Origin of the sequence: Limnothrix sp. FACHB-1083 (assembly GCF_014696485.1) — a bacterium.
GTDB lineage: Bacteria > Cyanobacteriota > Cyanobacteriia > CACIAM-69d > CACIAM-69d > CACIAM-69d.
In genome coordinates this window covers 1-22,230 of the sequence record NZ_JACJQD010000013.1, presented here as the reverse complement: position 1 = coordinate 22,230, position 22,230 = coordinate 1, and the positions used below count along the sequence as shown (strand labels likewise).

At 56.2% G+C, this 22,230-nt stretch carries 23 protein-coding genes; 15 read left to right on the top strand and 8 right to left on the bottom strand.

From position 1 onward, the window contains the following. The first annotated feature begins 3 nt into the window (after nucleotides 1-3). Both H6F46_RS19610 and H6F46_RS15610 read left to right on the top strand, forming a co-directional pair. A complete protein-coding gene (locus tag H6F46_RS19610) occupies nucleotides 4-138 on the top strand; it encodes a hypothetical protein (RefSeq protein ID WP_255509009.1) in 135 nt (44 codons plus the stop codon). A 57-nt stretch (nucleotides 139-195) separates the two neighbouring features. Beyond that, nucleotides 196-1,092 (top strand): tetratricopeptide repeat protein, encoded by an 897-nt coding sequence (locus tag H6F46_RS15610; protein ID WP_199291608.1) that lies wholly within the window; start codon nucleotides 196-198, stop codon nucleotides 1,090-1,092. 93 nt (nucleotides 1,093-1,185) lie between these two features. Here H6F46_RS15610 and H6F46_RS15605 read toward each other — a convergent pair whose 3' ends face one another. Then, nucleotides 1,186-1,926 carry a tetratricopeptide repeat protein gene (locus H6F46_RS15605; protein WP_347278345.1) on the bottom strand — a complete coding sequence of 247 codons (741 nt, stop codon included), beginning with the start codon at nucleotides 1,924-1,926 and terminating at the stop codon, nucleotides 1,186-1,188. Between the two features lie 508 nt (nucleotides 1,927-2,434). Here H6F46_RS15605 and H6F46_RS15600 point away from each other — a divergent pair. Then, nucleotides 2,435-2,965 carry a pentapeptide repeat-containing protein gene (locus H6F46_RS15600; RefSeq protein ID WP_099534969.1) on the top strand — a complete coding sequence of 177 codons (531 nt, stop codon included), beginning with the start codon at nucleotides 2,435-2,437 and terminating at the stop codon, nucleotides 2,963-2,965. Between the two features lie 218 nt (nucleotides 2,966-3,183). Continuing rightward, a complete protein-coding gene (gene argS, locus H6F46_RS15595) occupies nucleotides 3,184-4,938 on the top strand; it encodes an arginine--tRNA ligase (RefSeq protein ID WP_190355681.1) in 1,755 nt (584 codons plus the stop codon). Nucleotides 4,939-5,012: 74 nt separating this feature from the next. Here the strand turns inward: argS and H6F46_RS15590 are convergent, their stop codons facing one another. Together H6F46_RS15590 and mraY are read right to left on the bottom strand one after the other, a co-directional pair. Further along, nucleotides 5,013-5,975, bottom strand: coding sequence for a glycosyltransferase (locus H6F46_RS15590; RefSeq protein WP_190355680.1), 963 nt, complete (start codon nucleotides 5,973-5,975; stop codon nucleotides 5,013-5,015). 399 nt (nucleotides 5,976-6,374) lie between these two features. Continuing rightward, the gene (gene mraY / locus H6F46_RS15585; protein ID WP_190355623.1) at nucleotides 6,375-7,490 is read right to left on the bottom strand and encodes a phospho-N-acetylmuramoyl-pentapeptide-transferase; all 1,116 of its coding nucleotides are present in this window, start codon (nucleotides 7,488-7,490) and stop codon (nucleotides 6,375-6,377) included. A gap of 438 nt (nucleotides 7,491-7,928) precedes the next feature. Between mraY and H6F46_RS15580 the strand changes: the two genes are divergently transcribed. After that, on the top strand, nucleotides 7,929-8,072 hold the full coding sequence (locus H6F46_RS15580) for a hypothetical protein (protein ID WP_190355622.1): 144 nt from the start codon (nucleotides 7,929-7,931) through the stop codon (nucleotides 8,070-8,072). On the opposite strand, the gene ftsH2 is transcribed toward H6F46_RS15580, so the two are convergent. Beyond that, nucleotides 8,069-9,961 carry an ATP-dependent zinc metalloprotease FtsH2 gene (gene ftsH2 / locus H6F46_RS15575; protein ID WP_099534971.1) on the bottom strand — a complete coding sequence of 631 codons (1,893 nt, stop codon included), beginning with the start codon at nucleotides 9,959-9,961 and terminating at the stop codon, nucleotides 8,069-8,071. The genes H6F46_RS15580 and ftsH2 overlap by 4 nt on opposite strands. 611 nt (nucleotides 9,962-10,572) lie before the next feature. On the opposite strand from ftsH2, the gene H6F46_RS15570 reads away from it, so the two are divergent. From H6F46_RS15570 to H6F46_RS15555, 4 genes are all read left to right on the top strand, one after another. Beyond that, a complete protein-coding gene (locus tag H6F46_RS15570; RefSeq protein ID WP_099534972.1) occupies nucleotides 10,573-11,127 on the top strand; it encodes a late competence development ComFB family protein in 555 nt (184 codons plus the stop codon). Nucleotides 11,128-11,320: 193 nt separating this feature from the next. Continuing rightward, the gene (locus H6F46_RS15565) at nucleotides 11,321-11,977 is read left to right on the top strand and encodes a sigma-70 family RNA polymerase sigma factor (protein WP_190355621.1); all 657 of its coding nucleotides are present in this window, start codon (nucleotides 11,321-11,323) and stop codon (nucleotides 11,975-11,977) included. 383 nt (nucleotides 11,978-12,360) lie between these two features. Beyond that, entirely contained in the window at nucleotides 12,361-13,008 is a 648-nt protein-coding gene (locus H6F46_RS15560) for an anti-sigma factor (protein WP_190355620.1), read from the top strand. Nucleotides 13,009-13,460: 452 nt separating this feature from the next. Next, nucleotides 13,461-14,000 (top strand): COP23 domain-containing protein, encoded by a 540-nt coding sequence (locus H6F46_RS15555; protein ID WP_099534975.1) that lies wholly within the window; start codon nucleotides 13,461-13,463, stop codon nucleotides 13,998-14,000. 122 nt (nucleotides 14,001-14,122) lie between these two features. On the opposite strand, the gene tatC is transcribed toward H6F46_RS15555, so the two are convergent. Continuing rightward, nucleotides 14,123-14,920 (bottom strand): twin-arginine translocase subunit TatC, encoded by a 798-nt coding sequence (gene tatC, locus H6F46_RS15550; protein ID WP_099534976.1) that lies wholly within the window; start codon nucleotides 14,918-14,920, stop codon nucleotides 14,123-14,125. A 136-nt stretch (nucleotides 14,921-15,056) separates the two neighbouring features. Between tatC and H6F46_RS15545 the strand changes: the two genes are divergently transcribed. Further along, on the top strand, nucleotides 15,057-16,142 hold the full coding sequence (locus tag H6F46_RS15545; protein ID WP_099534977.1) for an ABC transporter permease: 1,086 nt from the start codon (nucleotides 15,057-15,059) through the stop codon (nucleotides 16,140-16,142). A gap of 27 nt (nucleotides 16,143-16,169) precedes the next feature. On the opposite strand, the gene H6F46_RS15540 is transcribed toward H6F46_RS15545, so the two are convergent. Then, complete coding sequence (locus H6F46_RS15540) at nucleotides 16,170-16,757, bottom strand: PAP/fibrillin family protein (RefSeq protein ID WP_099535004.1); 588 nt, start codon at nucleotides 16,755-16,757, stop codon at nucleotides 16,170-16,172. 151 nt (nucleotides 16,758-16,908) lie between these two features. Here H6F46_RS15540 and H6F46_RS15535 point away from each other — a divergent pair, with 151 nt between their 5' ends. From H6F46_RS15535 to H6F46_RS15515, 5 genes are all read left to right on the top strand, one after another. After that, a complete protein-coding gene (locus H6F46_RS15535; protein WP_234407086.1) occupies nucleotides 16,909-17,142 on the top strand; it encodes a DUF3134 domain-containing protein in 234 nt (77 codons plus the stop codon). Nucleotides 17,143-17,299: 157 nt separating this feature from the next. Continuing rightward, nucleotides 17,300-17,497, top strand: coding sequence for a 50S ribosomal protein L35 (gene rpmI, locus H6F46_RS15530; RefSeq protein WP_099534979.1), 198 nt, complete (start codon nucleotides 17,300-17,302; stop codon nucleotides 17,495-17,497). A 126-nt stretch (nucleotides 17,498-17,623) separates the two neighbouring features. Next, nucleotides 17,624-17,983: a 50S ribosomal protein L20 gene (rplT, locus tag H6F46_RS15525; RefSeq protein ID WP_099534980.1), complete on the top strand. Its 360-nt coding sequence runs from the start codon at nucleotides 17,624-17,626 to the stop codon at nucleotides 17,981-17,983. Between the two features lie 265 nt (nucleotides 17,984-18,248). Next, the gene (locus H6F46_RS15520) at nucleotides 18,249-18,767 is read left to right on the top strand and encodes a tetratricopeptide repeat protein (protein WP_099534981.1); all 519 of its coding nucleotides are present in this window, start codon (nucleotides 18,249-18,251) and stop codon (nucleotides 18,765-18,767) included. A 188-nt stretch (nucleotides 18,768-18,955) separates the two neighbouring features. Then, complete coding sequence (locus H6F46_RS15515) at nucleotides 18,956-19,453, top strand: hypothetical protein (RefSeq protein WP_190355619.1); 498 nt, start codon at nucleotides 18,956-18,958, stop codon at nucleotides 19,451-19,453. Between the two features lie 60 nt (nucleotides 19,454-19,513). Here the strand turns inward: H6F46_RS15515 and H6F46_RS15510 are convergent, their stop codons facing one another. After that, nucleotides 19,514-21,601 carry a thioredoxin domain-containing protein gene (locus H6F46_RS15510; protein WP_190355618.1) on the bottom strand — a complete coding sequence of 696 codons (2,088 nt, stop codon included), beginning with the start codon at nucleotides 21,599-21,601 and terminating at the stop codon, nucleotides 19,514-19,516. Between the two features lie 76 nt (nucleotides 21,602-21,677). Continuing rightward, on the bottom strand, nucleotides 21,678-22,022 hold the full coding sequence (locus H6F46_RS15505; RefSeq protein WP_190355617.1) for a DMT family protein: 345 nt from the start codon (nucleotides 22,020-22,022) through the stop codon (nucleotides 21,678-21,680). Between the last annotated feature and the right edge of the window lie 208 nt (nucleotides 22,023-22,230).

Here is a 22,230-nt window from a genome sequence, read left to right as displayed (position 1 = left end):
AAATTGGGCCAATCCCCTCCCTGGCAACACCTGCGATCGCGCGGAATTTCAGGGATGTTGGGCGATCAAGTCCTGAACCCAACCCAGTTTTGTGCCCCTGTTCACCCGCTACGCCGGATTAACCGCCCGCCGGATTAATTCAGGTTGCTAAGATGGCCTTGCGATCGTTGTCAGCAGCATTGGATAAACAGGACTGTGAGTAAACTGGGCAAACTGAGCTTGAAACAACAGAGCATCCGAGCGCTCCAGGTTCTGGCTGTGCTTTGGGGTTGCATGGGGCTATCCATGCCGGCCCGGGCGGAAGTGTTGCTGCCCTATGCACCGCCAATTGATCCCCAGTGGTCTGAGCAGGCTTTGGATCTAGCCCAAGATGCGGCGCGTTTGGTGCAGTTTGAGCAATACGATGAGGCCCTGGCCCGCATTCGAGTGGCGGCCTATCTCGCTCCCAAAAATCCGCAGGTTTTGCGATTGATGGGCGGTTTATATCTCCAATCTCAGCAAATCGATCGGGGCATTCAGGTGCTGGAATCGGCCCGGGCCTTGGCTCCGGAAGATCCATCGGTGTTGTTGGCGTTAGGGTCGGCTTACGGGCAACAGAAGCGCTGGGATGAGGCGCTAACCACGTTGCAGGCGGGCCTCAAGCTTCAGGACTCGCCCACGGGCCGGTTTGACTTGGGGAATGTCTACCTAACCATGGGCCGGTTCCAGCAGGCGATCGAGCAGTTTCGGCAAGCGGTGACCCTGGAAGCACGGATGTGGCCAGCGGTAAACAACATCGGCTTGGCGCTGTATGAGTTGGGCGATCGGGACAATGCCCTCAAGGAGTGGGAAGCGGCTTTGGCTGTGGATCCAACCGCCGCAGAACCCAAACTGGCGATCGCCACGGCCACCTACACCGCTGCCGGTTGCCAAAGCCAAGCCCGAGATCCCAACTGCCTGAAGGGGTTGGCCCTGGCCCAGGAAGCTTTGGACACCGATGAGCGCTATGCGGATTTGCAGTACCTGAAGGACAACCTCTGGGGCACTCAACTGTTGAAGGATGCACAAGTGTTGCTCGATCGCCTCAAGCGCGATCGGGCAGCCGCTCGCTAAATGCCAGTTCGCTCAACTGCAACTCGCTCAACTTCACCTCAATCCAGCAGGGCTGGACAATGCCAGTTCTTGCCCGCTGGATTGCTCTAGAGGTTAAAGCTTGAGGAATTTTTCCAGGGCGGTCACCATGGCGGGCGGCCAACGGCGCACCTTCGCCACCCACTCCAAATCCTTGTAGCGCCGATCGAGACCCACTACCGAGACCCACTGGCTTTCGGCCTCGCCGCGATCGCCCGCATCCCACAGGGCCGCCGTCAGGGCCGCCCGCGCATCGGCAAAGGTGGGATATTTCCGCACCAAATTCCGCAACAGGCGCAAGGCCTCCGCCCGATCGCCTACCTGGAACAGGGCGAGGGCATGGTTCACCCGGGCGATCGCAAAATCGGGAGCCAAGCGCTCCGCCTGGGCATAGTCGTCAACCGCGATCGCCCATTGGCCAAGGCCCGCCTCCGCGTTGCCCCGGTTGTTGTAGGCGGCCGCATCATTGGGATCCAATTCCAACACGTGGTCATAGTCCGCGATCGCCCCCGTCAAATCGCCCGCATTCTCCCGAGCCGCCCCCCGATTCAGGTAGGGATCCGGCGCATTGGGAGCACGGCTAATCGCTTCGTTATAGTCCGCGATCGCCTCCTGAAGCCGATTTTGGCTGGCGCGGGCATTGCCCCGGTTGCTCCAAATTTCCGCATTGTCGGGAAAAAGTTCCAAAATTTGCGTCCAGTAACGCTCGGCCTGGGCAAATTGCCCGCCATTGGTGGCCTCAAAAGCTTGGTCAAAGAGCGATCGCGCGGCCTGAACGCGGGCTTCAAGGGGCAACTCATCGGCCAAACTCGGCATTGGCACAATTGCCCAACTGGCACAAATCAGGAATCCCATCAGCCCGATCGCCAAGCTGCGCCCCATTCCCTGCAAGCACCGCCATTGAAAGCGTTCAGCCCCTTCTGACTCAAGCCTCCCCTGGACTTGGAGCCAACGGGCAGTTACGAATTGAGATATCGGTTTGAATATTGTCCCGCAAGCGATCCGGGCGAACTGGCGATCGAGTTGTATTGACCCAGAGCGACTCACCCGGTTGCCCATCGCGGTCACCGCCGATCGCCCCTGTGGTTCCCTGCGGTGCTCCCTGTGCTGACCCTGACCCGAACCCCATTGACGACCGGTCACGATCGAGCCAGCCAAGGCCAACAACAGTTGGAACAAGCGTAAAACTCGCATAGGTTGGAACTCTGGGGGACACCGATAAGCATCCTAGCGCGATCGTTCCCTGCCATTACAGCCGTTTCACCGATGTCTGCCTAAGGCGCGTACCCTGTCCATCCTTGCCGATTTGCTGAGAGGTCAACCCATGAAAACGTCCCACAAAACTTGGACCGCCGCGATCACCTTCCTGTTGGCAGGCAGCTTGGCCAGCGTGGCCTGGGCCCAAAACACCACCGATCCCCAGCAGTTCATCAGCGGCAGCGCCCGCAGTTGCCAAGGTTGCGATCTTCAGGAAGCCAACCTCAGCGGCATCAGTCGGGTCAATGCGCGGCTGCGTCAGGCCCAACTGCAACTGGCCAATCTTTCCGACAGCAACTTTGAGGGCAGCTACTTCACCTGCGCCAACTTGGCCAGTGCCAACCTGCGCAACACCAAGCTGCGGTTTGCCAATTTTGTGGATGCCAACCTCAGCGGAACTGACCTGCGGGGAGCTGATCTGCGCAATGTGGACTTGGGCGGGGCGATCGTGGACGAAAACACCAACTTTGAAGGGGCCAACCTTGAAGGGGCCAAGCTTTGGGATTCTGCAACCCTCTACCGCTCCGGTGTCGATTTACGGCGGATTCCCCGCAACGTTGAAGGCGATCTGGAGCGGGTGCGCTGCCGGAATCGCTAGGGCCAGCAGTCTAATTAGCCCTAGCTAACCCGATCGCAACTGACCTAGCCAACAGAATCCGGCTTGCGGGCGGCCTCGCTCTCCCCCAATTCCAGTAAAATCTTCTATTGCCCTTTGCTCTTCGCGCGCGGGGAACTCCACGTTTGGCCGCGGCCGAACGCCCCGCGCCTTATCTTGTGGGCGAGATTTTTTTCTGGAAACCGTTCCCCTTTTTGCCGGTGAAAGACGCGATCGCCCGCCTTCGTTCAGCCCTGGAAACCGCCCTGGTCAAAGCCTTTGGCCCGGAGTTGGTTGGCACGGATCCGATGCTGGTTCCGGCCAGCAATCCCAAGTTTGGGGATTACCAAGCCAATGTGGCCCTGTCCTTAGCGAAACAGTGGGGCAAGCCACCGCGCGAGGTCGCCAGCGCGATCGTGGCGGCCTTGGCGATCGAGGATTTCTGCGAATCCCCTACCATTGCGGGGCCGGGCTTCATTAACCTGACCCTCAAGGCCGACTACCTGTTGGGGCAATTGCGATCCAGCCAAGGGAGCGATCGACTGGGCATTGACCCCGTAGCGCAACCGCAGCGCATTTTGGTGGACTTTTCCAGCCCCAACATTGCCAAGGAAATGCATGTGGGCCATTTGCGCTCCACGATCATTGGCGATGTGCTGGCCCGGGTTTTGGAGTTTTTGGGCCACGACGTGTTGCGGCTGAACCATGTGGGCGATTGGGGCACGCAGTTTGGGATGTTGATTACCCATCTGCGGGAAGTGGCCCCGGAAGCCCTCACCAACGCCAATGCGATCGACCTGGGCGATCTGGTGGCGTTCTATCAAAAAGCGAAAAAGCGGTTTGATGAGGACGAGGATTTCAAAGAGCGATCGCGCCAAGAGGTTGTGCGCTTGCAGGGCGGCGATCCCGACAGCCGCCGCGCCTGGCAATTGCTCTGCGATCAATCGCGGCGGGAATTCCAAAAAATCTACGACCTGCTCGATATTCAACTCACGGAACGGGGAGAATCGTTCTATAACCCCCTGCTGTCGGAGGTGGTGAGCGCCCTGGAAACGGCGGGCCTGCTGGTGGAGGATGCGGGGGCCCGCTGCGTGTTCCTGGACGGTTTTGTGAATAAGGACGGGAACCCGCTGCCCCTGATTGTTCAAAAGTCCGATGGGGGCTACAACTACGCCACAACGGATTTGGCCGCCATTCGCTATCGCACCACCCAAGACCGGGCCGATCGAATCATTTACGTCACCGATTCGGGGCAAGCAAACCACTTTGCCCAGGTGTTTCAGGTGGCCGAGCGGGCAGGCTGGGTTCCGGCGGGAGTGGAACTGGTGCATGTGCCCTTTGGTTTGGTGCTGGGTGAGGACGGCAAAAAGCTGAAGACCCGATCGGGAGATACACCGAAACTGAAGGATTTGTTGGCGGAGGCGATCGATCGATCGCGGGCCGACGTGGAACAGCGGTTGCAGTCAGAAGAGCGCAGTGAAACTCCCGAGTTCATTGAGCAGGTGGCGCAAATTGTGGGCCTCAGCGCGGTGAAATATGCGGACTTGTCCCAAAACCGCACCAGTAGCTATGCCTTTAGCTACGACAAAATGTTGGCGCTTCAGGGCAACACAGCACCCTATATGCTCTATGCCTACGCTCGGATTCAAAGCATTAGCCGTAAGGGTGAAATTGATTTCCAGAACTTGGACAGTGCCGAACTCATCCTCAGTGACGAGAGCGAGTGGGCATTGCTCAAGCATCTTTTGCGACTGGATGAAGTTCTAGAGGCGATCGCGGCGGAATTGATGCCCAATCGTCTCTGTGAATATCTTTTTGAACTGAGCAAAAAATTCAATAAATTCTATGATCGCTGCCCGGTTTTGAATGCCGCAGAACCCGATCGCACTTCCCGATTAGTGCTCTGTGATGCCACGGCGCGCACCCTGAAACTGGGGCTGAATTTGTTGGGTATTGCAGTGCTCGATCGAATCTAAGCTCATCAATTCCGAGCCAAGTTAACAAGCTAATTGGTTATCTCAGAAGCGAACCCAAAAGGTTCAGCGACAGTTCATTTCAATGCCTCAAATGGCTCAATCCAATCCGCGCGATCGGGTAATTTGGCCCGCACTTGCCCGCGCCAACGTTCACGACTGCCCAACAGTTCAATGGGCGTTGATAGGGCATCGAGTAGGGAGCCTCTCTTAAACAGCCAGCGCCCAAAAGCCAGGGGCAACTCTCGCAGGCTCCAGCGCACCCAACGGCGCAATTCCTGGCGAGCCGATCGACGACGCATCAGCGGCACACCATGCAACTGGTGTAGGTAGCGATTGGAGCGGCCATAGCGCCGCCATTGACTGGCAAATTCCTGCCAGGTGGCCCGATGGCGGTGTTCCACAATGGCCCCCGGTGCAAAGGCGATCGCCCAGTCTGTGGCCTGTTGCATCCGCCAACACAAATCCGCATCGCCTCCGGTGGTCAGATAAGGACGAAATAGCCCGATCACCTGGAAAACTTCTCGCCGCACCGCCAGGTTCGCCGTTTGTCCATAGGGCAAAAAGGGATGGTCGATCGTGTGTTTTTGCGAGAGGGTTTCTTGGCGATCGGCATAGCGTTCTAGTAGGGTATGGCCCGGCAGGGACGTGATTTCCCCAGCCACCATCCCGATCGCGGGATCAGCAAAATCTCCCACCAGCGATCGCAGCCATTGCGGCCGAGGGCGACAGTCCGCATCCGTAAACACCAGAATTTCCCCCCGCGCTACCCGAATTCCCCGGTTCCGCGCCGCATAGGACGACTGAATCGTCAATTCCTGAAGAGGATGCAGTTGCCATCCCCGATCGCTAGCCATTTGCTGGGCCCGCTGCAGCCAATCCCAGGAGCGATCGCCGCTGCGATTGTCCACCAGAATAAATTCCACTTGGCTGGGGGGATAGTCCTGAGCCAACAGGCAATCAACCAAGGGAGGCAAGTCCGCCTCGCCGTTATAAATCGGCACAATCACGGACACCATGGGCCAAGACTCCGGCTCCATGGCAACGGTCGATCGCCCCTCTGCGCTCACCGGTTCCCTCGAATCCAGATCAGAATCGTCCATGCTTGCTAGAACGCCAAGGAACATCCAAAAATCATGCTGCTTAACCAATGGGCTTGATGCTCTGACTCAATTCGCTGACTCAATTCGCTGGTTTATCCAGGCCATCGGCTCGATCGGTCAGGCGATCGCCACAGCCCCGGCAGCTTGCCCCCTTCAGGATACTGTTGAGTTTGCCATTCCACGGGATGATTGCCCCACAAAAAACGGGGCCCGGGGCCCCGCAATTTCAGGCGTTATTTCAGGTATCGTTTCAGGCGTTTCTGAGGGCTTGAGTCTTGGATGGTAGGGAATTGCGCTAGCAACCAGATCAATATGCAACTGCAACGAAGGGGATGATCAACGCCACCAGAGTCCCAGAGCACCAAGGGCCGCAGCCACCAGATAAAACGTGGAAACCACTTGCAATTCTGACCAGCCAGAAAGCTCAAAATGGTGATGCAGCGGGGCCATCTTGAAGAGCCGCTTGCCCTTGCCGTCCGGGCCTTTGGTGGCTTTGTAATAGCTCACCTGCAACACCACCGAAAGGGTTTCAGCCAGGAACACCCCGCCAACAATGGCCAAACTCCAGAGCGAGTGGGTCAACAGGGCCACGGCAGCCAACGCACCGCCGAGGGCCAAAGATCCCGTATCGCCCATGAACACGCGGGCTGGATTGCGGTTATAGGCCAAAAAACCCAGGCAGGCTCCCGACAGGCAAGCACAGAAGAGACCCAGGGCTGGAGAAGTGGGGTAAACAATCGCTCCCAGGCTCAAGAGGGCGATCGCCCCAGTGCCGCCCGCCAGTCCATCCAAGCCGTCGGTGAGGTTTGTAGCGTTGCTTTCCGCCACCAGGGTGAACCAGCCGATCGGGAAAAACAAAATTCCCAAGGGCAGCGCAAACCCCAAGGGCAGGGCCACCGTTGTTAAATCCCAAGATTTTGTCAGCCCCAACCAGAGGCAAAACAATCCGCCAAACAGCACTTGCAGCGCCAGCTTTTGGCGCGGGGTAATGCCTTTATTCGATTTGCGGCGCAAGACCTGCCAATCGTCAATCCAACCGATGAAACCATAGGCCAGGGTCAAGGCTCCCACCGCCAGTGCATCGGCCCACTGGGAACCAGACCAACCGCAACCTATTCCTAAAAGTAGGGTCAAAACCACGGCCGTGGGCACAAAGAAGATGCCGCCCATGGTGGGGGTTCCCGCTTTCACAAAGTGGGATTGGGGGCCATCTTCTCGAATCACCTGGCCGGTTTTGAGACGGCGCAACAGGGGCACTACCCAAGACCCGATCGCAGCGGTCACAGCGGCGGCTGTCACCAGCGGCAAGGTGAGCGATTCCAGGCCGTAGGGCGATCGCCCAGACAGGCCATCGATTGTCACTGCGGCAGCGCTCAGGCAACCCGTCAGCAGCAAAAATAGCTGCGTGCCGGTTAGTGCAAAGGATTTTTGAACTGGAAATTTAGCATCCACGACAAAACCAGTAACTCACTCGTCACACCACACACACACCATCTGTCCAAGCATCGCTTCTATCCGTGCCGCGTTCCCGATTTAACGTTTTCCATCATTCCCTGACTCCCCGGAGGTAGACCCTGGGCATCGCGCGAAGATGGTCGTTAACGGTGTTGCAGCATGGGCGATCACGATGTTAGGAAACCGCGCTGAGGGGCTAAAACCATGACCCGCTTGATTAGATACGGGATGGGCAACCTTAGGCGCTCATTAAAGCACGAATCCTGATGATCGGCGATCCGCTCCTTGGAATTCCGAACCCGGATCGACTGGCAAAATCCTCATCAAAAATCCATTAAGAATTGTTGTGGCACAGGATCGGCTAATTGCCAATGCTGAATTTTGATCCTGCACTGCTGATCCCGATCGCTTGAAAAATCCAGTCGATCGCCCCTGTTGGTTAATCGCACCCAGGTGTTGCTCGGGGCGATCGGGCAGGCGATCCCGCAAAAAAGCCGGGAGCGATCGCCCCGTTGGTCAATCGCTCCCGGTCATTTCACTGAAATTGTGGCTTACATCCTCAAGGTTGGCTTAGCCTAAAACACCAACTGGGTTGAGGCCTGCTCCTTGTCCGGAATCGTGGTGTATTCGGCCAGAATTTGGCGGAATTCATCACCATCGATCGTTTCCTTTTCCACCAGCAGATCCACCAGGCGATCGATCGCTGTCCGGTTTTCGCGAACGATCCGCTTGGCTTCCAGATAGCAGTGATCCACGATCGAGCGCACTTGGGCATCCACCCGGGCTGCGATTTCTTCGGAATAGTCCGATCGGGTCAGCCAGTCGCGACCCAGGAACACCTCAGACGATTGGGTCTCCAGGGAAATTGGGCCAATGTCCGACATCCCAAAGCGGGTCACCATTTGCCGAGCCATGTTGGCCACCTGTTGCAGGTCGCCGCCGGCCCCGGTGGTCACTTCCGCATCACCGAAGATCACATCTTCCGCCGCACGACCGCCCAAAGCACCGGAAATCCGAGCCATGATTTGCGATCGCGAAATCAGCATCTGATCTTCGCTGGGGGTGAACCAGGTCAGACCGCGAGCTTGACCGCGCGGGATCAGGGTCACCTTCTGTACCGGATCGTGGTGCTTCATCAGCGTCCCCACGATCGCGTGGCCAATCTCGTGATAGGCAATCAGGCGCTTGCTCTTGCTATCGACCAAGGGCGTGCCTTCCATCCCAGCAATCACCCGATCGACCGCATCATCGATTTCCTGCATCGTGATTGCGTCCTTGCGGCGGCGAGCCGTCAAGATAGCTGCTTCATTCAGCAGGTTCGACAGGTCAGCCCCCGTAAAGCCAGGAGTCCGACGGGCGATCACCTCTAGGGAAATTTCATCCGCCAGCTTTTTGTTACGGGCGTGGACATTCAGGATCTCCACACGGCCCTTCACATCCGGCGCATCCACCGTCACCTGGCGATCGAACCGGCCCGGTCGCAGCAAGGCCGAATCCAACACATCCGGGCGGTTGGTTGCTGCGATCACAATGATCCCCGTGTTGCCCTCAAAGCCGTCCATTTCGGTCAGCATTTGGTTCAGGGTCTGCTCACGCTCATCGTTACCGCCGCCGATGCCTGCGCCCCGTTGGCGACCCACCGCATCAATTTCATCAATGAAGATGATGCAGGGGGCGTTTTCCTTAGCTTTTTTGAACAGGTCGCGCACGCGGGAAGCACCCACGCCCACAAACATTTCCACAAATTCCGAACCGGAGATGCTGAAGAACGGTACGCCCGCTTCCCCGGCGATCGCCTTGGCCAACAGGGTTTTGCCGGTTCCCGGAGGGCCCACCAACAACACGCCCTTCGGAATTCGTGCGCCCACCGCCGTAAAGCGTTCCGGCTTCTTCAGGAAGGTCACAACTTCTTGCAGTTCTTCCTTGGCCTCGTCCACGCCGGCCACATCATCAAACATCACGCCGGTTTTGGCTTCCATTTGGAACCGGGCCCGCGACTTGCCAAATTGCATGGCTTGGCCAGGGCCACCGGGAACGTTGTTCGATCGCCGGAACAGGAAAAACAACCCCGACAGCAGCAAAATTGGGAACACCAAATTCCCCAGGAGACCCCACAGGGCCCCATCGTTGCGCATCGGGTGCGAATCCAGGTTCACCCCAGCTTCGCGCAGCTTGGCAATCAAGTCTGGCGCGGCCACGGGCAAATCAACCCGCAAACGTTGAAGACGACCATCCAGCTCAGGATCGACAGCCTCGACAATCGCCGTGCGGCCACCCTCATACAGGTCAACTTCAACAATCCGGCCTGCATCCAAATATTCTAAAAAGCGGCCGTAGGTCATCCGGGTATTCGCCGCGTTTTTACCCATGTCTGCTGTGGGGCCCGAAACTGCGCCCTGCCATAGGAAAAACCCTACGATCAGGACGGGCAACGTCCACAGCAGCGCGACTCTCCAAGAGAATTTCATCTGATGAGTTGCCCCTCAATCAATGCCTGTTATGTGCCTGTTATGCGGCTCGGGCGATCCCGAGTCTTAACCAAATGTAACTTACTGTTAAGCAGCCAGCAACCGAACTCAGTTTGGTTCGGTTCCGGTGGTGGCCCGTGGCGATCGGGGAACTTGCTCCAAAACCACTGCCATGACTGGGTTTGATGCCTTGAGGAGCTAGTTACAATTACTTAGCGGGCGATCGCCTGCCTGCCGTTCCCTGAGATTGAGGGAGAAACCAGCAAGGTTAAATGGGAGCGGGGTAGCCATCGGCCGTAGGGTTAAGTTGGCAAACGTCAAATTAGCAGCGGAAAATTGTGAAAGAATGGCCACCCAAAAATGGTGATTAAAAAAATGGTGATGGAAAACGTTTGCCTCTAGATTGGATTTCTAGATCAAACCGTTTCTAGACCGGTGTGAGTGGCTACGGCAGAAAATCGCACCGCACCTCCAAATCATCATTACGTCAAATCATCATTACGTCTTGAGGGAGGGATTAGGTCGCTGGCTTTCCGCGCATACTTTACCCTGTCTATAAGTCCCGTCAATCTGACCCCGACTGACCTCGAATCCTGGTATCACGCAGAGTTATGAGCATCGAAAAAATTGTTGAACAAGCGTTACGCGATGGCTATTTGACTCCGGCCATGGAAGCGGAAGTGGGGCGGATTTGCGATACAGCTTCCGAGTTATCGATCGAGGAGTATATGGCTCTCGATCGATTGATGGGTGCGTTGCTGACTGGTGAAGTGGTTGTGCTGCCGCGCAAGCAATTTATCAACGTCATGGAAGAATTGGTGCTCACGGAGGCCATTACCCGAGTCGCGGAAATTGAAACCACCAGCGATCGGGCTTTGGATGTGGGCGATATTGCTGCCTATGCCCTCAATCGCTTGCCGCCCCTCTATGCCACCACCGAGGAGGGAGCCAACTACCAACGCCAACGGGCCAAGGAACAGCTCCAAGACCTCATTGCCAGCCAGGTGAACGAAGCCATTGTTCACAGCCAATCCAAGCCGGAATTCTTCCCAGAGCGGCAACCCCTTGGCAAGCCCAGCGGCGATGTGCTCTCGCAAGTTAGCGCCCTGTTGCAATCTTCGGCCCCGGCCTTCGAGGCCGATGTGCCCGGTAGTACCAAACGCTAGGCCCCGGTTATTCAATTCGTTTTGCCCGTCGCTGCTGGTTCTCAGCCCAGCGACGGGTTGCCGCTAGTCGCCAAAGCTTGCGCCAAAACGGGTGATTTTAGACCCGAGCGATCGCAAAATCCTTAAGCCAGGAACTCTGAAGACCACCCCCGCGTCTGGAAAGCATGGGATATCCATCAACCCAGATGCGCGTATGAGCTACTCCCCGCCCGTGCCCTGGTCCAAGATCGAGGCCGCCTTGCCCCAAACGCCTGTGCCGCCTCAGAAATTATCAAGCACTGATTTGGTGCTGCGTTGCCAAGCAGGCTTGCAGCCCGATCGGGCTGCTTTTTCAGAACTGCTGCGGCGCTACCAGCCCCATGTGGATCGCGTGCTGTATCACCTTGCGCCGGACTGGTCCGATCGGGCAGACCTCGCGCAGGAGGTGTGGTTGCGGGTCTATCGCCACCTCCACCGCCTCAAGGAGCCAGAAAAGTTCCGGGGATGGTTGAGCCGCATTGCCACCAATTTGTTTTATGACGAATTGCGCAAACGGAAGCGCGATCGGGCCCCCGTCTCCTTAGATGCCACGCGGCAACTGGACGATGGCGAACTGGATTGGGAAATTGCCTCCCCTGACCCCAGCCCCGAAGAGAACCTATCCTCGCAAGAGTTCTACGAGAAGCTGCGAGAGGCGATCGCCGATTTGCCTGAAGCCTTCCGCACCACGATCATTCTGCGGGAAATTGAAGATTTGCCCTACGAGCAAATTGCGGAAATGACCGGGGTTTCATTGGGCACAGTGAAATCGCGAATTGCTCGGGCCCGGGCCCGCTTGCAAACGCAACTGCAAAATTACCTCAATCACTAGTGCTGAGCCATTAATCTCAATGGACTAAGCCAGTGGTTTGAATAGGGGCTTGAGTTAGGGCTTGAATTGGGGTTTGAATTGCGGAGAAGTTTGAGGTTATATTTGCTACTCCGTATACCCAAAAAACGGGTTGAATCGGTAAAGTTCCGGTTGCTTGGATGTTCCAATGAGAACTTGCCAAATACCCAAGAAAAAACCGAGCGAAGTCATCAGGAAATCAGCGATCGAATGCTGATCATTGAAAGAGTTTCAGGGTAGAAATCTCGGTTCCTAAAGATTTAGACTAAAGCTGGAACCAATTAGCAGGTTCCAAGGTCTTGTGTGATTGAACGGTGTGTCGCGAGTGCTGTTGTGATTGGTTTGTTAAGGGCTGTGGTGCTGCTATGACTTCTGAAATGCGTCCCCATGGACAAGACCCTGATTGGTCCGAAGCGTTCTGGTCTCGGGTTGCGGCATCGGATTCTGATCGCAGCCTCAACCAAGACCTAGACGGCGATCGCCTAGAGCAGGATTACCTCGACCCAAACTCCGATCCTGCGATTACGGAATCTTGGGGTTCGGGTTCCCCCATTGGCCTTGAGCAGTTTGAGTTGCTCAGTGCCTATCTTGATGATGAAGTCACCCCTGAAGAGCGACAGCAGGTTGAGGCCTGGTTAGCGACGGATTCAGCGGTGCAACAGGTTTTTAGAACGATGGGTGGTTTGAGCCGATCGATCACTCAGATCCCGGTGCCCGCTGCGGCCCCGATCGAGCAAACGGTGCAAGGCGTGTTGGCCAAGCTCGATCGCCGGAAACAGCGCCTGCAATGGGTTGGTGGCTCCGCGATTGCGGCGGTGGTGACGGCGGCCTTGGCTTCCATCAGCACGGGCTGGCAGGAACCAAGCTGGCAAATGGCGAGCTATCGATCGACCCCTGAGCAGTCCCTAGCCTTGTCTAGCCAATCGCCAACGCTGGCCCCCACGGAGCCGGCCGCTTCGCCCACTGGTCAAACGCCGCGATCGGTGGTCGATCGCGCCCTGATCATCGAATAGACGGCTCAAACGGAACAGCCCTCGGATCGGCATTGCGCCCCTGTGGCGTTTTGCCGATTCTTTTGATTAAGTTGCTGCCTCGCTTTGCGCAAGCGTTGATCGTCCTGAGGATCAGTAACCATGCGCCCCTGTCCTTGGGATTTTGAGACCCCGGGTTAGAGATCCCTGGGAGCTTTTTGGGGGTTTAGCACGTCTGAGAAGCTATCAACGAAATGCCGTTCAGGTGGTGCTGTTCTTGATAGTGCCGAAATCCGCTCCCCTTTCAGGCCATAGACCCCAGCCATTGCGCTTCGTAAGCTACTCCAATGTGCTGACCTGATTTCAAAGGATTGCGGGAGTTACGGTTTTCTGTTCGCTCCGCAGACTTGAATTCCCGAATATTCCCCGGTATACAGTCAAACTTAACGCCAAGTCATCCTCAAAGTACGGGGTTTCAGACCCAGGAGTTTTCGATGAAGTCAGCTATGAAATGGGCGATCGCTGGTTTGGTGGCCCTCAACCTGCCTTGGATGACCGCCGAAACCGCCAGAGCCGGCGCTATTAAATCCTTAGCCTCCTTCCAATGCCAACAGGTCAATGGCTATTACGCCACCGTGGCGGTTCAGCGAAATGGGCGCACAGCTCCGGTCATTGCCTGGACCAGTGAAGAATTTAGCGATGCGGGCTACACCCCCCAGCGCCGTTGCGGCGAAGTCACCAGCCGGTTAAACGGCGTGCTGCGGGAGAACGGTAATCGCCTCAGTAATATCTACTTAACCGTGGGACGGGTGAATAGCCACACGGTGGTTTGTAGTGTGGGCAACATGCGATCGGGCTGCAATCGCAACAACGTGCTTTTTACCCTCAGCCAAACCAACCGCCGATCGAACGATCCCCGTGAAGTGTTGGAGCGACTGTTCAACACGCGCGTTCTCAGCAGCGGCAACCCGGTACAAGAATCGGGCGGTCAACCCTACGTGAACTTGGAAAGTTTGGTGAATCAGCTTTTTTAGGTCGCTTTTTTAGGTCGCTTTTTTAGGTCGCTTTCTTTAGACCCCTTGCAGGATGGGCGGCCCTCAACGTGGGGCACGGGGGAAATGCCTCGGTAGAATCAAGACCCCAATTAACAACCCAATTAACGACCCAGCAGGCGCAACACCCCAACACCACTGAAATACAAGCCAAGGACTGCGCCGCTCAAGAGTCCCTGGGTCAGGGGATCGGTGGAGGGAGTCAGCACCGCGCCCAGGATCACCGCGCCCAACAGCACGTAGCGCCACCCCGCCAGCATTTGCCCCGAGGAAACCACTCCCAATAAACCCAGCATCACTTGCAAAACGGGTATTTGGAAGGTGAGGGCCGTGCTGAAGAGCAGAAGCAGCACAAATTTAAAGTATTTCTCGATCGACCAAGCCTGTTCGACCACATCGCCGCCATAGCTCACGAAGAAGTTGAGGGCCGCTGGCACAAGGGCTTGGTAACCAAACACTAAGCCCATGATGAACAGGACGCTGGATCCCACAACGGCGGGCAGCACTAACCGCCGCTCGCGCCGGGTGAGGCCGGGCAGGACGAACTGAATAATTTGGTAAAGGATATAGGGGGTTGCCAGCAGCAAACCCGAGTAGCCAGTGACCTCGATCGAGACAAAGAAAAATTCACCGGGTGTCAGTTGCAGGAACTTCACCCCATTGGCCGGGGCTTCCAACAGCCGCACGATCGGCCGGACAAAGACGAAGCAAACGCCCATCGCCAACACCACCACCCCCAGGGCCGCAAAGAGGCGCGATCGCAACTCCTCTAGGTGCTCAAAAAGGGACATTTCCACTTCATCGGGCAGCTCATCATTGGGGTCGATCGGGTCGATCGGCTCGGGCGACGGCATGGCCGGCGGGGTGATGTGGGGCTGGTCGAGGTCAGAGGAAGCGGTCATAGGGGAAGGAAAAATGGGGCGATCGAGGCGGTGAGGCTGGGCAGCGCCGGACGGCCGGGAAAACCCGCTGGGGCTGGTCAGTTAAGATTGGTCAGCACAGATTCATTTCTTAACATTCTAAGGGGCCTCCGTAACGATGAAATGGTGGCAAAAGCTGAAGGGAAGTCCGCTGGCACGCTGGGGCGCGATCGTGCTTGGATTGCTTTACACCGTTGCCCTGTTTGCGGAGTTTGTGGCTCCCTATGACCCCTACAGCGTCCAAGCGCAGGGGGCCCTGCTGCCACCCACGGTGATTCATTGGCAGGATCAGGCTGGGCAGTTTTTGGGGCCCCATGTTTATCCCACAACGCTGGGGGCGACGGATTTGCAGACGGGCGATCGCCCCTTGCGGGTGGATCGATCGCAGCCTTCTCGACTGCGACTGCTAACCACGGGCCCTGAATACCGGCTTTGGGGATTGATCCCCGCTCGGTGGCATCTATTTGGCACCGATGGGCCCGGGCGCTGGAATGTGTTAGGAACCGATGAGCAAGGGCGCGATCAGTTCAGTCGCTTGGTCTATGGCAGCCGCATCAGCCTCAGCATTGGACTAGTAGGAATTGCGATTTCTTTCCCGATCGGGCTGTTGGTTGGCGGCATTTCCGGCTACTTTGGCGGCTGGATTGACAGCACAATCATGCGGCTCACGGAAGTGCTGATGACCATTCCGGGCATTTACCTGTTGGTGGCTTTGGCTGCCGTCTTGCCCCCCGGCCTGAGCAGTGCCCAGCGGTTCTTCCTGATTGTGGCCATCACATCATTCATCAGTTGGTCGGGACTGGCACGGGTGATTCGCGGCCAAGTGTTGTCCATCAAGGAGCGGCCCTTTGTGCAAGCGGCCCGAGCCATGGGGGCAGGGACCCTCAGGATTGTGGTGTTGCATGTGTTGCCCCAAACGGCCACCTACACGATTATTTCCGCAACTTTGGCCGTGCCAAGTTTCATTGTGGCGGAATCGGTGCTGAGCTTGGTGGGGCTGGGGATTCAGCAGCCCGATCCTTCCTGGGGCAATCTATTGTCTTTGGGAACCAATGCTTCGATTTTGACGTTGCAGCCTTGGTTGGTTTGGCCCCCGGCGATCGCGGTGGTGCTGACAGTGCTGTCCTTTAATCTGTTGGGCGATGGGCTACGGGATGCCCTGGATCCGCGCAGCACGGAGCGATCGAGCCGCTTGAGTGAATAGCTGTTGCTTAACCCTTGGGGCAAAAACCTAGACTCGCCGCAGCACAAACACACTCCCTTCGTTGCCCCGACCAATTCGCAAATCATCATCCAAATAGGTCACGTCTAACCAACCCTGTTGCTGGACGGGGTTCAGGGTGAAATTCAGTGCTCGAAACCGATCGCCCTGTTCAGCCCGATCGACCCAATCGGTAATTTGGCGATAGTTTGCTAACCGCTGGGAACCCACCACAATTCGCTGAAAACGCACCGCCACCCGCACCGCCGACAAAGCCTCAAACCTGGCCGCCACCGCCACATAGCCCTCCAGCCAAGGGAAGTTGTTGTTGAGTTCCGCCAAGTTATAGATCGTTTGTCGATCGGGGCGAATGCATTGATAAATCGCGCCCAAATTGGCGATCGGGGGGCGATTAATACCCAATAGTTCTCGACTGGTGGTGTAAAGCAGTTGCCAATCGCCCGCGAGCTTGGCCGGCTGTTCGATCGGGCTGGGGGTTGGGTTGCGTTCCTCCAGCCGCGTAATCAGCGCCAAAATAGCCGCCTTGTCAGAGGTCGTGGTTTTTAAACCCAAGTTTTGACCCACCAGGGCCGCAAGCAAATCTGATTTTCCCAGCATGATGAATTCAACAATCCAGTAGGACGCGGCGGAGCGATCGTGGCACACTTGACAGGGGAGGCCTCTTGTGGAAACACTAGGATCCGCTTCCAGCCCAACAGGCACAAGCCCCTATCCACCATATCGCTAGCAACCTATCCCTAAACTATTGATGAACACTCCTGCTTTGCGTGAAGAACCGCGCCGTGCTCGTGCGGGCGTGATCCCGGCCCAAACCAACGCTTCGATCTTGGACTGGCTGGAATCATCAGGTCGGCTGCGCGATCGCGATGAACGGGACTTTGAGTACAACGAGCGCGACGAAGAAATCGCCGATATGCTCGTGGGCGAAGAAACGGGCTACGAGCTGGATGACGACGACGACATGGCCAGCGACGAACCCTAGGCCCTGTTACCCTTCAACCAATTAGCGCGATCGACCTCGGAGGCTTCATTGCCCCCAGCGCCCCCTTGACCGCACAGGTCGATCATTTACGCAATGGGGCTAGCAGTGATAGGATTTGAAATCGCGCCAACCAAGCGCCCAACCCCGAGGTAAGTCCATGCCTAAACTCAAAACTCGCAAAGCTGCCGCCAAGCGCTTTCGCAAGACCGGTAGCGGTAAATTTGCCCGCCGGAGCGCCCTGCGTAGCCACCTTCTAGAAAAGAAGAGCGCTGTTCGTAAGCGTCGTTTGGCCGGTGCGGCTCTGGTGCACGAGCGCGATGCAGACAACGTGCAACTCATGTTGCCTTATCTCTAAGGACAAAATCCTCGCAGCTTTTGCCCGGGGAACCTGTCAATGCTAGTTGCCGCTATCTCGATCGGCGCTTCCCCGCTTTCCTCTGTTTTTTCTGTATTGCTTTAGTTTCAAGCAAAGTCAACCCCTATGGCACGTGTTAAGCGCGGCAATGTTGCTCGCAAACGCCGCAAAAAGATTCTGAAGCTCGCCAAGGGCTTCCGTGGTTCCCACTCGCGTCTGTTCCGCACCGCTAACCAGCAGGTAATGAAGGCCCTGCGGAGCGCCTATCGTGATCGCCGCCGCCGCAAGCGCGATTTCCGTCGCCTGTGGATTGCACGGATCAACGCTGCTGCTCGGATCAATGGCACGAGCTATAGCCAATTGGTGGGCAACCTGAAGAAGGCTGATATTCTGTTGAACCGGAAAATGCTGGCCCAGTTGGCTGTTCTGGATCCTGAAGTGTTTGGCAAGGTGGCCGAAGCTGCCAAGGCAAAAGCTGCGGGCTAAGGGTGCGATCGCTTGATTTTGCGAATCAATCCAGCCAATGGGTGTAGCTTAATTCAGCACTTCGTTCAGCAAAATGATGGCGATGGCCAGTGGTGCTCAGGCGTGATAGCAACATCGATCCTTCTGGATAGTGAGGGCGCGGGCGATCGCGCCCTTTGCTATTGATGCGATGCTATTGATGTAGCTGCTGGTCAACGACAAGCCCTAGCAATTTCAATTTTTTTAATTAACGAGTCCCCCTTTCAATCCTCTTGCTTTAATCCCTATGGAAGGCTCAGTTGGTATTGTCTATATTTCAATTTTGGTGGGGCTGCTGTCGATCGTGGCCTTTTTCGTACTGCGTCAGGTGTTCAAAACTCGTCGCCTAGAAAATACCCTCAGCCGCTTGCAAAAAGCCGCCAGCAGTGGGGAAGCAGGTGCTCAGGCGTTTTATGAACTGGGCAGTATTTACATGGATAAAAAAATGTATGGCCAGGCGATCGAGCAATTCCAGAGATCGCTCAAGAAAGGTGAAGAAGAATCCACCGATAACTTGGCCATTGTTTACAACGCTTTGGGATTTGCCTACGTGGCCCAAGAGCAGTTTGATTTGGCCATTCGGCAATACAAAGAAGCCGTCAAACTCAACGGCGGCTACGTGACCGCCTGGAATAACTTGGGATTTGCCTACGAGAAAAAACAACTGGTGAAGCAAGCCTTGGAAGCCTATGAAGCAGCCTTGGCGGCCGATCCCAAAAATGATGTGGCGAAGCGCCGTCTGGAGTCATTGCAAAAGCGCGCATAAAATCAACAGCAGGGGCAAGGATTCCACAGACCTTGCCCTTGTTTGTTTTTGTCGCGACGGGGTTAATCAACGGCTGTTGATGGAAATCAAAGCCTGGAAATTAAAATCTGGGAATTAAAACCTGGGAATCAAAACCTGGGAATTAACGCCTGCTTGCGATCTTGATTGGAAAACTTGAGGATTCGACCATGTTGGATATGTTGTCTTCGCTGCTGAGAAATCCTGCCCTGGCCGGTGGTTCAGGGGACTTGGGAGCCATGTTGCAAACCTTCCAAGCCATCAGCAGCCAAGGGGGATTGGACTTGGCGAACACCCAAGCGGTGATGGGAATTGTGGCGAAATATTTGAAAGAGGGCTTGCAGGCTAACCAGGCGGCCAATGGTTTTGAGCAAACCCAAGCGTTGGTTGATCAATTGGGCGGCACGGAACCCAATGCGGCGGCAATCGAGGCGTTTTTGAATCAACCCCAGGTGGAACAAATGCTGGGGGAAATTGAGACCCGCACAGGGCTGCCCGCCGGGTCGATCGAACCGATTTTGCCGATGGCAGTGCCCCTGATGCTGAACTTTTTAAAGTCCAACGAGCAAGGCAATTCGCTCCTCGGTGGCTATTTGGATAGTGACGGGGATGGGGATATTGATATGTCGGATTTGATGGGCTTGGCGATGAAATACCTGAATCGCTAGGGCTGGTTCGATCGCTTGTAGTAGCACTGGCATCTCTGGCCGGGATTAACCGCCATAAGCCTACCCCTGGCATTGCTTCAGCAAAGACCAGAGTTGAGCTTGATCCGTGGCGGCAGGCAGGCAGGTTAGCCCTTTGCAAACCAGGGCGATCGCCCCTGGCGGTAATTGCTGATCCAACCGCAAAACCGTAGTGGGCAAATATTGCTGGGCCAAGAGGGCCAGGGTTTCCGCCTTGGCCCGCACCAGCACGGGCCGCTGGAACTGATCGAAGGCTGCCAGCAAGCTGGGACAAGCGCGGGGGTGCTCGTCTAAGAAACGATGGAAACTGCGGAAGCCCTGTTCAGCGCGATCGAGATAGGTCAAATTTTCCGTGAGCAGGGCCAGGCGCACCAAGTTGCCCAGGGCTGTGCCGTTGGCGGCGGGGGTGGCGTTGTCGATGATGCTCCGCTCGCGAATGATTAAATCCGGGCGATCGTCCGCGTTGAAATATCCGCCATGATCGGCATCCCACAGGTGCTGATCAAATTCCGCCTGAAGTTGGGTCGCCAAGGCTAGCCACTGATCCGCCTCTGAGGGAGTAATTTGCCCCGTGGCAATCAGGGCTGTTGCAGCCTGGTGCAGTTCCAGCAGGCTGCGGATCACTTCGGCGTAGTCTTCTGCTTGGGCCCCGATCGCCGGTTGTCCGTCGTAGTTCAGCCGATAGAAGCGATCGCCCGCACCGTGATGAGTTTGCAAAAAGTGGGCTGCTCCGGCAGCTAACTGGTAGGCGGGCAAGTCCTGAAACACGGCGGCCACCCGGGCCAACCCGGCAATCATCAGACCATTCCAAGCGGCGATCGCTTTGGTGTCGGTGACAGCAGGAATGCGACCGGGCCAAGCGACGGTTTTGGCCTCGGTGGCGTTGCGGGCGGGTGGAAATTGGGCCAACTGGGCGCGGGGCTGGCCGTAACGCACCGTGAACAGGCGATCGAGCGCCTCTGTCACCCCATCCGGCAAAGTCCCGCCCGATCGCCGCTGCAACACATTCACACCTTCAAAGTTGCCCGGCACTGAAACCGTGAACTGTTCTACCAATGTCGAGAGGGTTTCCGGTTCCAGCAAAGATTCCAGCTCATCCCAGCCCCAAACGTAAAATGCACCTTCTTCCGGTTCCGCCGCTGCGGGATCGGTGAAGCTGTCGGCATCTTGGGCCGCATAGAAGCCGCCATCGGGATTGGTCATTTCACGGCGGAGCCAGTCGATCGCCCCAAAAATTCCCGATCGCAGGGAGGGATCTTGGGCCCCCGCACTCCACAGATTCGCCAAAAACTCCACGATTTGCCCATTGTCGTAGAGCATTTTTTCAAAATGGGGCACTGTCCAGGTGGGATCAACGGTGTAGCGATGAAAGCCGCCGCCCACATGGTCGTTGATGCCGCCCAGGGCCAGGGCCACCCCCCGTTGCAAACTGGGGCGCAGGGCTTCTGGAATTTGGTCGCTCCAAGGCTCGGGACTGGTGACCCGATAGCCCCGCAACACAAAATCCGCATAGGGAATCATTGGAAATCGATTGCTCGATCGCCCTTCGGCCAAAACCGCTGCATTTTCCTGCCAACCTTGCTCAACCAGGGTGCGATCGAACAAATTGGCCCCCGCAGCTAAATCCACCGTTGGTTGCAGGGCCGCCAGAATTTGCCCCTTAATTTGGGCCACTTGCTCCGGCTGTTGGTCGTAGTGATCGCGCAGCGCTTGCAACAATTGCAAAAATCCTGGCCGGCCATAGCGCGGCTCCACCGGAAAATAGGTTCCCCCATAAAACGGCACTAAATCGTAGGGATCCAGCCAAATATTCAGCGGCCAGCCCCCTTGGGTAATCATCATTTGCAGCGCTTGCATATAGATGCTGTCGATGTCGGGGCGCTCTTCCCGATCGACCTTAATGGGCAAGAAATTCGCATTCAGGTAATCCGCGATCGCCGGATCTGAAAAGGCTTCACCCTCCATCACCGTGCACCAATGGCAACTGGAATAGCCAATGGACAAAAAAATCGGTTTATTTTCCTGTTTCGCTTGGGCAAGGGCTTCCTCACACCAAGGCCACCAGTCAATGGGATTATTCGCGTGTTTTTGTAGATATAAACTCTGGCTACTAGCAAGGCGATTAGGCATGATGATTTAGGCGACTGGGATTGGCTAAATTTGAACGGTTAAGTTTCGGTGGCGACGATTTTAAGATTTTGTTTGCTTAAGATTTGGTTTGATCACTAAAAATCAAATAAGCAGCACCCGCCAGCAACATAGCAGCTAGAAAGTAATTGCGTGTCACGGGAACTTTCATATACCAAACGCTAAATCCAGCAAACACCACCATCGTAATAACCTCCTGCAAAACCTTGAGTTGCGGTAGATTAAAGTATTGCGTGCCCAAGCGATTGGCAGGTACTTGAAAACAATATTCTAGAAAAGCAATCAGCCAACTTACGACAATTGCAACCCACAGGGGTGCAGTCTTCAAATCTTTTAAATGACCATACCAAGCAAAGGTCATAAAAATATTGGAAATCATCAATAAGCCAATGAGGTTCCACATAGCTAGAAGGGTTTAACACCATTCAGAAGAGATGGGATTCTAAGCAGAACTGAGCGCATTTTGACTGGCGATCGCCCTAGTTTAACGTCAGTTCGGTTTAAGCAGGCAGCTCAATTCCCAGCGCAGCCAAATCGAGGGACGGTTTCTTGGGCTGATGACAGTAGGCAATCAGCCCACTGAGCAGATGCACAAAACAATTGATCGGACT